The following is a 9,990-nucleotide window of genomic DNA, read 5'->3' as shown; positions in this document are numbered from 1 at the left end:
TTGTCGGTGAGGACAACTCGATCCACCTCCTCTAGCGTGGTTAGCCCCTGCTTCACCAGCATCAGGCTATAGGCCAACAGGGTCTTCATGCCGCTTTCAACTGCCGCTTCCCTAAGCACCTCGGTGGGAGCCCCCTTGTTGATCAACTCAGCCAAGCGGTCGTTCATGCGCATGAACTCGTACACCCCCACCCGGCCTTTGTAGCCCACGCCCCCGCAGTTCTCACAGATGGGCTTGCCGGTGGCCTTGCGCTGTTCTACCTCTTTGGGGGAGAGCTTGTTGGCTTTGTAGAAGGTCAGCTGTTCGTTGTCGCCGCTGAGGCTAAGGCCATAGCGGGCCAGCTCCTCAGGGGTAGGGTGGTACGGGATCCGACACTCAGGACATACCCGCCGCAGCAGGCGCTGGGCCAACACCCCCAGTAGGGAACTGGAGATCATAAACGGCTCGATCCCCATCTCCGTCAGGCGGGCGATGGCACTGGGGGCATCGTTGGTGTGCAGGGTAGTCAACACCAGGTGACCGGTGAGGGAGGCTTCGATGGCGGTTTTGGCCGTCTCGTGGTCGCGGGTTTCTCCCACCAGGATGACATCCGGGTCCTGCCGCAGAAAAGCGCGCAGGATCATAGCAAAGTCCATGCCCTTCTCCCGGAGAACCTGCACCTGGGTGATCCCCGGCAGGGTGTACTCGATGGGATCCTCGGCGGTGCTGATGTTGATGCCTGGATCATTTAGCTCCGCCAGGGCCGAGTAGAGGGTGGTGGTTTTCCCGGATCCAGTGGGCCCGGTTACCAGGATTAGACCAAAGGGTCTCCTCACAACCTCCTTGAAGCTGGCAAGGGTCTCTGGGTCGGTGATCAGCTTATCCAAGCCCAGTTGAGTGGCGGAGTTATCCAGGATGCGCAGGACAATCTTTTCCCCATAGCGCGAGGGCAGGGTGCTAACGCGGAAGTCCACCTTGCGCCCTTTGAACATCCGCCGAATGCGCCCGTCCTGAGGCAGGCGCCGCTCGGCAATGTTCAGGTTGGCCATGATCTTGAATCGAGCGGTAAGAGCAGGAATGATCTTTTTGGGGAAGTTCTCAAAAGCCTGCCGCAGCACCCCGTCCTTGCGGAAGCGAATGCGCAGGTTTTCTTCCTGCGGCTCGATGTGGATGTCAGATGCCCGTTCCTGCAGGGCCTTGATCAGGATTTGGTTGGCCAATTTGATGATCGGGGCATCGTCTGCCGATTTGACCTGCTCCTCCAGGGATCCCTCGCCAACCTCCTCGTCGACGGCAGTACCCTCGATGCTGTCCAGATCAAGCTCAGCCGGGTTGACTACCACCTCTTCTTCTTGGGCAGGGGCAACCACGTCGTTGATACCCTTAGTGGCCAGCAGTTCCGCCTGTGCATCCATGTAGCGGTTGATCAGGGTCTCGAAGTCCTGCTGGGTGAAGACCCGCCGCTGCAGCTTTAGCCCTTGGATGCGGAAGCGCCGCTGAATGTCGTCTAGCGCCTGCAGGTTGTCCGGCTTGACCATTGCCACCACGACCTGGTTGTCTTGGCGGCGAATGGGCAAGAACTTATAGCGGTTGCAGATATCAAGGGGCAAGAGCGACTCAATGAGCTCGCTCATCTCCGCGAGATCCACCGGCTCCAGGTCGGTGTCGAGAGAGGGGATCCCGTAGATAACTTTGAGCTCAAAAAGCTGCTGTCGCTTGTAGGCCCGCTCCAGGTCAGGTGTGAGCTCCTTGCCTACAATGTTCTTGACCGCCAGGGCCAAAACTTTGCTGCCGCCCTCTCGATCCGCTTTGAGGGCATTTTGAATGTCTTGGATTTGCTTATCGTCGGCAAAGCCCAGCTCTTTTAGCTTGCGTCCAAAGGGGGTGATGCTGGCATTGGCAATCGCTAAGGCCTTGCTCACGCTGCTGCGACGGGAGGTCAAGGGGGGAGGAAGATCGCTCATAAGCAGTAGCTGGGGCACGCACGATGTGTCCATATTGACTGTAGTTGACCCCCAAGGTCAACGGTAGGGGCAGGAGACCTCACTGGCCCGACTCTGCAACCTGATGGAAATCTAGAAGGGAGAAAGTCGACCCACCTTTAGACTGCTCATGCGGCTTTACGTCGAGCCCTTCACCGTTCACAAGCGCTATGCCCTCACCCTTAGCCGCGGCACCTATACAGAGGCCACTTTGGCCTGGGTGCGCGTTGAAGAGGAGGGGATCGAGGGCTGGGGAGAGGCTTGCCCCTTCTCGGTGAGCGAGGACTGCCACCAGTCTTTGGAGGACATCTTGGCGGGTTTGGAGGTGGCTAAAGGGATCCTACGCCGCTATTCCCCCTGGGAGCGGCAGGCCGTCGAGGCGGAACTGCTGCAGGCCGGGATCCCCTCGGCAGTGCGGGCGGCAGTGGACATAGCCCTGCACGACTGGATGGGCAAGCGATTGGGGAGGCCCCTCTGGCAGCTGTGGGGCCTAGATCGCTCCCGCATTCCGCCTACGACCCTAACCATCGGCCTCTCCACCCCTCAGGAGGCGCGCCAGCGGGCTCTGGCTTGGATGGAACAGATCCAACAGGCGCGGGCCTTTAAGATCAAGCTGGGCAGCGAACTGGGCCTAATGGCCGATCAAAACCAGCTCATTGCCGTGCAGGAGGTGATCCCGCTGGGATCCCTGATTACGGTGGATGCCAATGGGGCTTGGACACTGGAGCAAAGCCTGAGCATGAGCAATTGGCTGGCGGGGCAGGGGGTGAGCTACTTGGAGCAGCCCCTGGAGAGGGGCCAGGAGGCGAAGCTGATTACCCTGTGGCACGAGTCGAAGCTGCCCATCTTTGTGGATGAGAGTTGTTTTGACAGCCGCGACATTCCTGCCCTGGCGGATCGGGTTCATGGCATCAACATTAAGCTCATGAAGTGCGGCGGCCTTAGCGAAGCCTGGCGCATGATCCACACAGCCAGAGCCCATGGGCTACAGGTGATGCTGGGCTGCTACAGCAACACCGCTTTGGGCAACACGGCAGCGGCCCACTTGGCGCCGCTAGCGGACTACGTGGACTTAGACAGCCACCTCAATCTCGTCGACGATCCCTTCTCCGGGGCTCTGGTGCAGGAGGGCTGTCTCATCCCCACCGACCGACCCGGCCTAGGGGTGGAGTTGCGGGAGTAGGACCATGCTCTCCAGCCAAACTCGGGTGGCCATCCTGCTCCACGGCGGCCTAGCAGGAGAGTACGGCAAAACAGGGCTGGGGCTATTGCGCTATGGGCCTTTTCCAGTGGTGGCCGTCATCGATCGGGAGCAGGCGGGGAGATCCCTGGCCCAACTCACGGGCATTGCCAAAGACATTCCCATCGTAGCCTCGGTGCAAGAGGCGCTGGTTTACGGCCCCGAGGTGTTGGTGATTGGGATCGCTCCTTCCGGCGGCCAGCTGCCCCCGGCGTGGCGGGAGGAGCTGTGCCAAGCCCTGCAAGCCGGCTTGTCTTTGGTGAACGGGCTGCACACCCCCCTAGCGGAAGATGCCCAGTTGCGGCAGTGGCTGCAGCCGGGAGCCTGGATCTGGGACATTCGCCGCGAACCCCCTGGTCTAGGAGTAGGGAGGGGCCTAGCTCGCTCTCTCCCCTGTCGGCGGGTACTGACGGTGGGCACTGACATGGCTGTCGGCAAAATGTCCACCAGCCTGGAACTGCACCGGGCCAGCCTAAAACGCGGCCTGCGTTCTCGTTTCTTGGCCACCGGCCAGACGGGGATCCTCATCAGCGGCGACGGAGTGCCTCTGGATGCAGTGCGGGTGGACTATGCCAGCGGCGCTGTGGAGCAACTGGTGCTGCGCTATGGCTTTGACCACGACATTCTGCACATTGAAGGTCAGGGATCCCTGCTCAACCCCGCTTCCACCGCCACCCTGCCTCTGCTAAGGGGATCCCAGCCTACCCATCTCATCCTGGTGCACCGAGCTGGGCAGACCCACATCAAGGGGATGGACGAGGTGCCCATTCCTCCCTTGCCTAAGGTGATCGAGCTTTACGAACAAGTGGCTGCGGCCGCTGGCGCCTTTGCCCCTGCACCGGTGGTGGGGGTAGCCCTCAATACCTTCGGTTGGGAAGAGGAAGCGGCCCTGGCCCAGATCCGCCAGGTGGAAGCAGAGACGGGCCGGCCCTGTACCGATGTGGTGCGCTTTGGGGCCGATCCTTTGTTGGACGCCATTCTCTCGGCAGGCTAGCCTAGAGCGCTCGGAGCCTGAGCTTCCTTGGAGCTGGTCTCGCTGTCGAGCACTTCCAAAATGGCCTTGGCCGCGCGGGCCAGAACTCCTGGCTCCCCCAGAGCTGCCCGCATGGCGGCGTAGTCAGCCTGCAGTTGGGCGCGGCGCTCGGGCCGGGTCAGCAGCTCCAGCGCCAGTTGGGCAATCCGTTCCGGCTGGGCCTCCTCCTGGAGCAGCTCCGGCACAATGGGACGCATAAGCACCAAATTGGGGGGAGCCATAAAGGGCACCGACACCTTTAGCCAATGGCGGGCTAGCCAAAAGGTGAGCGGGTTGAGGCGGTAGATCACCACTTGCGGGATCCCCAAGATGGCTGCCTCCAGGTTGACGGTGCCCGACTTGGCCAACACCAGGTCAGCAGCCGCCAAAAGCAGGTGATGGGCCTTTGGAGGGGAAAGGCGAGGCAAGAAAAGGGTGAGATCCTCCAGCCCATAGCGGCGGGCGGCTCGGGCAATTGGGGCAGCAAAATGGGGCGAGGCCAGCGGCGCCCAAAACTGCACCTGGGGCAGACGAGCCCGCAGCAGCCGCGCTGCCTGAAGCAGGACAGGCAAAACTGAGCGCAACTCCTGACGGCGGGAGGCGGGCAGCAGCGCCACCACCGTTGCCTCCTCCGGGATCCCCAACTCCGCCCTGGCCTGCGCACGACCGGGGACACTCGCCAAAATATCCAGCAGGGGGTGGCCGACATAGCAAACCCGGGCACCTGCTGCGGCGTAGTAGCGGGCCTCCTCGGGGAAAATGGCCACCATCAGTCGCATTTGCTGGGCTAGGCGGTAGGTGAGGCGGCTGCTGGGCGACCACACCCATTCCTGGGGGGCAATGTAGTAGACGGCAGGGATGCGCCGCCGCTGCAACAGGGAAGCCACGCGGCTGTTGACGCCGATGTAGTCTACCAGGATGGCTAGATCTGGTGGATCTTGCTCTAGGAAGCGGCGGATCTTCCACTCCGCCCACAGCGCAGGGAGGACGAAGGGAAGGGCCTCCAGAATACCGATGGAGCCAATTTCAGTTGTGCGGTGCAGCAGCCGGGCTCCAGCAGCAACCATCTCCTCTCCCCCAACTGCCGTGATGCGCAGGTGCGGACGCTGGCGCAGCAGCTCGCGGATGAGATGGCCAGCCTGCAGATCCCCGGAGACTTCGCCGGTGCAGACAAACAGATGGCTCACAGGTCGTCCCCGTCCTCAGCATCATCTTTGCTGCGACGCAAGGCAGGCAGAGGACCACGCCGTTGCGGCTGGGAAAGGGAATCTTCCAAAAATTGCAGCAGGTGTAGCAGGGATCCCGTCTCGTCCACCAGCTCTTTCCCCTCTAGGGAGAGGATGCTCTGCCCGTTCTCGGTTCGCAGGCTCTCCCGCAGCGTTCGCAGCGCCTTTTCCAAGGGCAATCCGGAGCGGTAGAGCAGCCGGTAGGCTTGGCGCAAGGCCGGCAGGGATCCCTCCATCCCCTTGGCCCGCCGCAGCCCCACCAAGTTGAGGCCACGGATGCGGGCTGGATGCCCCTCCACCAACAGGTAGGGTGGAACATCGCGATCCACCCGACTCATCGCCCCCACCATAGCCAGGCGCCCTACCCGGGTAAACTGGTGGATCCCGACCATGCCGCCGATGCGCGCCTGGGACTCGATGTGAATGTGGCCAGCCAGGGAAACCGCGTTGGTGATCACCACTTGGTTTTCGATGACGCAGTTGTGGGCGACATGGACATAGGCCATCAATAGGTTGTAGTCGCCAATTATCGTCGCCTCCCCCTCGTTGGTGGCTCGGTTAATGGTGACAAACTCCCGAATGAGATTGCCCCTGCCAATGACCAGCTGCGAGGGTGCGCCGTTGTACTTTAGGTCCTGCGGCTCTGTGCCCAGCACCGCTCCTGGAAAAATCTGGTTGTCCTCACCAATCTCGGTCCAGCCCTCGATCACCACATGGGCCCCCACCACGGTGTTGGCACCAATGCGCACATGTTCGCCAATAACGGCATAGGGGCCCACCTGCACCGTCTCGTGCAACTCAGCCTTGGGATGGATCACCGCAGTGGGGTGAATCCGCTGCCGTGAGCAGTGCGGCACACTTGCGAAGTCGGGAGGGGATCCTGCTGAAGCCAACACACTCATCTCCAACTAGCCAGCAACTGGAGCAACGCTCCCAACTCTTTCTTCTCCCCAGCTCACTCAGGCTGCTTGCAGGCGCTGCATGGCTCGATTGTACTCTTGATTGGGAAAACAAGGACGGCTCGGCTGATCCTCAGAGGCCAAAACTAAGCTAGGGGGGAAAGCACGATGGTACTGGAGACACTGCCGCTGGTTGCCGCTGTAGCCATCGCCATTTTTATGCTGGTCTTCTGGGTGCGGGTAGTTCGAGAGGCCATCTGGACAGCGGTGGGGATCGTGATCCTCCTAGCCGTTTTGTACGTGGTCTTTAGAATCGGCCCGCGGCAGGTGCTCCAGGAGCTGCGAGATCCCTTTGCCCTCCTCGACCAAGTTTGGCAGGTAATCCTGAGTTGGTTCCGGGCTCTTCTTTCTTAGGATCGTTATCCCCTATACAATGCTCCAGCAGGGGAACTCAGCCTGTTGAGTGGCTAGCAGCCCCTGCCTTAGTTTTCAACCCTTTTCTTGCCATGCCTTCCAGTTTTGACCGGGATCCCCAGGATCACCTAGAAGCTCCTGCTCTCTTTAGCGGGAGGGAGTTCTCAGACATTGAGGTAGAGGTAGAAGACTTGGGGGAGCGCCGCCGCCAAGTGCAAGGCCGCATCTTGATCCCAGTAGAGCGCCGGCAGGTCTGGCAGGTTTTAACCGATTACGACCATCTGGCGGAGTTTATTCCTAACTTGGTGGAAAGTCGCCTCCTCGGCAGCCAGAATGGCCGCAAACTGGTGCGTCAAGTGGGATCCCAGCAAGTTCTGTTTGCCCGGTTTTCTGCAGCGGTGGTGCTGGCTATCGAGGAAGTGTTTCCCCACCAACTGCGCTTTCAAGAAGTAGAAGGGGATTTCCTCATCTTCGAGGGGTTTTGGGAGCTAGCCGACTGGCTAGACCAGCAGACCCTGCTCACCTACCACCTGCAGGTGCAACCGCCGCGCCGCATGCCGGTTGGCCTAGTAGAACGGCGCATCCGCCGCGATCTCGCCCTCAACCTGCAGGCCATTCGGGAGCGCTGCCTAAGTCTAGGGGGATCCTCTCCCTAGTTACCCTTGGCTGGGATCGGGGAGCTGCCAAGTCTGGCTGCCCTAAACTAAGTCTGGCTGCCCTAAACTAAGGATCGTCAGGTTTCCTCTCGTCAAATGTCCAGATCCCGCTACAGCCAAGAGGACGTGCAGCAGATCCTGCAGCGGGCCATCGCTCGCCAGCCGCGCCTTGGTGAGTTTACCCGCTCGCAACTGGAGGAGATGGCTGCCGAACTGGGGATCTCTCCCCAAGAGCTGGAGGAGGCCGAGCGGGAATGGAGAGCCTGGCAGCAGCTAACCAACCAACAGCGTGAGTTTCAACGCTACCGCCAGCGGCAGTTCTACCAATTGCTGGGGCAGTATGCCATTGTCAACAGCTTCCTAGTAGGCTTGGATTGGCTCTCCGGCGGAGGGCTGTCTTGGTCGCTGTTTATACTGATGAGCTGGGGCCTGGCCGTCGCCCTCAAGGGCTGGAGCACCTACCAGACGGAAGGGGAACGCTACGAAAAAGAGTTTCGGCAGTGGCAGAAAAAACGCCAAAAGCAGCTCCAGCGTCGATGAGACACCTCTTGTCTTTGAAGGGAAGCCTCTTGAGGGGGTACCCTCGCCAGGTGCTATTATTGTTGGGCAGAAGCAAACACCTGTGCGGGCGTAGTTTAATGGTAAAACCGCAGTCTTCCAAACTGCTGTTGACGGTTCGATTCCGTTCGCCCGCTTGTACTCAAGATCTTTTAGAGATCCAGGCTGCAACCCAGCCCCTAGGTTGGGGAGGCCGGACTGAGGGCTTAGCCAAGGGAGGGGTGAGGTTCGCCTCTCTCTTGAATAGCAGCCAAGGCCTGTCGATGGAGCGTCGGGTTGGCCGCCGCCAACACTTCTCCTCTAGAAGTGCGGGTTAAGGGATCCCCCGACCAATCGGTAATCACGCCGCCGGATCCCTCGATCACGGGCACGAGAGCAGCAAAGTCGTAGAGGGCGAGGCCGCACTCCATCACCAGATCGATGTAGCCGCTGGCCAAGAGGCCGTACTGGTAGCCGTCGCCGCCGTAGGAGGTGATGTGAACCAAACGGCTGAGCTGCTGAAAGCGCTGCTGCTGGTCTGGCTGAGCAAACAAATCAGGAGTGGTACAGCTCAAAGAGGCGCGGCTGAGGTCGGTGGTGGCTTTGCTGCGACTAAGCTGTTGGGTGGAAGGGGTTATCCAGCGGGTTGGTTGTCCCTGCACCCCCACCCAGCGCTCGCGCAACACCGGCTGATCGATGATGCCCAAGATGGGACGATCTTCTTCTAAAAGAGCGATCAAGGTGGCGAAGGTGGGCTTGCCAGTGGAAAAGGCGATGGTGCCATCCAAGGGATCCAAAACCCAGGTATAAGGGGATCCGGTCTGGTGGAAGCCAAACTCCTCGCCAAGGACGTTGTGCTCCGGCACGTGGGCGGCCAGCAACGCCCGCATTGCCCGTTCTGCTTCCCGGTCGGCTATCGTTACGATAGGGGATCTAGCCTCTTTGTACTCGGCCTGCAGCTCCCCGCGAAACAGAGGCCGGATCACCGCTCCGGCTGCGTCGGCTAGAGCCTGGGCCAAGGCAATCCACTCTGGCTTAACCACTCTCTTGCCTACCTCGTCGGTGTTCTCTCCTAGCATAGGGAACTCGGCTATGCGTGCTGGCCGACTGTTAACCCCTCTGGAATGGCTCTGGACCGCAATTGGAGTGATCTTGACCATTTTGGGCACCCTAACCCAGGTGAGCTTGCCGCCTCAGTGGCCAGGGGTGGGAGGATATAGCTTTTCCCTGCAAATCGGCGGCATGCTGCTAACGGCCTGTCTGGCGGGACCGGTGGCGGCAGTGTGCGCCCAGCTTGTCTATCTAGGCTTGGGATTGGCAGGGCTGCAGGTGTTTGCCCAGGGAGGGGGGTGGCAGTACCTGTACCAGCCCGCCTTTGGCTATTTGCTCGGGTTTTTGCCTGCGGCCTGGGCCTGCGGGACGATGGCCTTTCGACAAAGGGATCCCCACCTGCTGCCTACTTCCCTTCTCCCTCGCCGCAACCCCTACCTGCTGCCCAGCATCTCTGCGCCGGTGCGTCTGCAGGATTTGGCCGCCGCCAGTTTGGTGGCCCTGGCCCTGGTTCACCTGACCGGGATCATCTATCTCTTGGCTACCCAGCCCTGGAATGGAGAGTTGCTGAAGTTGCTTCGGCTCTACTCCGGCTATACCCTGCCAGGACAGCTTATCGCGGTTAGCTTCGCTGCCGTCATAGCCCTGCTCCTGCGGCGCTTGCTGCTGCTTTAGCGCAAAGACTCTCTATGGCTGGGACGGGAAAAAAGGGTGATCCAGAAGCGGGCTTGCTGCAGGGCAAGGGGTTTCATCAGGTTTCTGCAAAGGCTTTGTAGGGAGACGAAAAGATGCAGCGCGCTGCTCTGACTCTTGCGGCCATGGGCCTTTTGGCTACGGCGTTGACCAAGAAAACTGGGTTTCAAGCCCTGCCCTTGAGGGCGGCTTTTTGTGTGATGCTCTAGATAGCAGAAGGACAACTTTGCATGTACTTTGTCCGCAAGCTCAAGCTGGGAGTTTCAGACCAACTGCAACTTTTGAGCAGAGCCGCAGGCAAG

The 9,990-nt window shown here is 60.5% G+C and carries 10 protein-coding genes and 1 tRNA gene; 7 read left to right on the top strand and 4 right to left on the bottom strand.

The genetic code is table 11. The annotated features are described in order from the left end of the window. On the bottom strand, nucleotides 1-1,943 hold a 1,943-nt coding region (locus NW804_RS10160), incomplete at its 3' end, for a GspE/PulE family protein (RefSeq protein WP_414423468.1). A 148-nt stretch (nucleotides 1,944-2,091) separates the two neighbouring features. Between NW804_RS10160 and NW804_RS10155 the strand changes: the two genes are divergently transcribed. Beyond that, nucleotides 2,092-3,144: a dipeptide epimerase gene (locus tag NW804_RS10155; protein WP_414423467.1), complete on the top strand. Its 1,053-nt coding sequence runs from the start codon at nucleotides 2,092-2,094 to the stop codon at nucleotides 3,142-3,144. A gap of 4 nt (nucleotides 3,145-3,148) precedes the next feature. After that, nucleotides 3,149-4,195, top strand: a complete 1,047-nt coding sequence (locus NW804_RS10150) for a DUF1611 domain-containing protein (protein ID WP_414423466.1) — start codon at nucleotides 3,149-3,151, stop codon at nucleotides 4,193-4,195. On the opposite strand, the gene lpxB is transcribed toward NW804_RS10150, so the two are convergent. Continuing rightward, entirely contained in the window at nucleotides 4,192-5,400 is a 1,209-nt protein-coding gene (gene lpxB, locus NW804_RS10145) for a lipid-A-disaccharide synthase (RefSeq protein WP_414423465.1), read from the bottom strand. The two genes, NW804_RS10150 and lpxB, sit on opposite strands and share 4 nt — an antisense overlap. Next, the gene (lpxA, locus tag NW804_RS10140; protein ID WP_414423464.1) at nucleotides 5,397-6,341 is read right to left on the bottom strand and encodes an acyl-ACP--UDP-N-acetylglucosamine O-acyltransferase; all 945 of its coding nucleotides are present in this window, start codon (nucleotides 6,339-6,341) and stop codon (nucleotides 5,397-5,399) included. The genes lpxB and lpxA overlap by 4 nt, the downstream gene beginning before the upstream one ends. 165 nt (nucleotides 6,342-6,506) lie before the next feature. Between lpxA and NW804_RS10135 the strand changes: the two genes are divergently transcribed. The 4 genes from NW804_RS10135 to NW804_RS10120 all read left to right on the top strand — a co-directional run bounded on the left by NW804_RS10135 (nucleotide 6,507) and on the right by NW804_RS10120 (nucleotide 8,103). Next, nucleotides 6,507-6,752, top strand: a complete 246-nt coding sequence (locus NW804_RS10135) for a hypothetical protein (protein WP_414410706.1) — start codon at nucleotides 6,507-6,509, stop codon at nucleotides 6,750-6,752. A 92-nt stretch (nucleotides 6,753-6,844) separates the two neighbouring features. Continuing rightward, entirely contained in the window at nucleotides 6,845-7,408 is a 564-nt protein-coding gene (locus tag NW804_RS10130) for an SRPBCC family protein (protein ID WP_414420156.1), read from the top strand. Nucleotides 7,409-7,504: 96 nt separating this feature from the next. Next, nucleotides 7,505-7,948, top strand: a complete 444-nt coding sequence (locus NW804_RS10125) for a 2TM domain-containing protein (RefSeq protein WP_414423463.1) — start codon at nucleotides 7,505-7,507, stop codon at nucleotides 7,946-7,948. A gap of 84 nt (nucleotides 7,949-8,032) precedes the next feature. Next, nucleotides 8,033-8,103: transfer RNA gene (locus tag NW804_RS10120), tRNA-Gly, on the top strand. Nucleotides 8,104-8,172: 69 nt separating this feature from the next. Here the strand turns inward: NW804_RS10120 and hisN are convergent. Continuing rightward, complete coding sequence (gene hisN, locus NW804_RS10115) at nucleotides 8,173-9,024, bottom strand: histidinol-phosphatase (protein WP_414420154.1); 852 nt, start codon at nucleotides 9,022-9,024, stop codon at nucleotides 8,173-8,175. 13 nt (nucleotides 9,025-9,037) lie between these two features. On the opposite strand from hisN, the gene NW804_RS10110 reads away from it, so the two are divergent. Then, on the top strand, nucleotides 9,038-9,670 hold the full coding sequence (locus tag NW804_RS10110) for a biotin transporter BioY (RefSeq protein WP_414423462.1): 633 nt from the start codon (nucleotides 9,038-9,040) through the stop codon (nucleotides 9,668-9,670). Nucleotides 9,671-9,990: the final 320 nt, after the last annotated feature.

Source organism: Synechococcus sp. WC10meta, assembly GCF_047461475.1.
The sequence above is the reverse complement of the archived record's forward strand: the minus strand, read 5'-3'. Positions and strand labels throughout refer to the sequence as shown.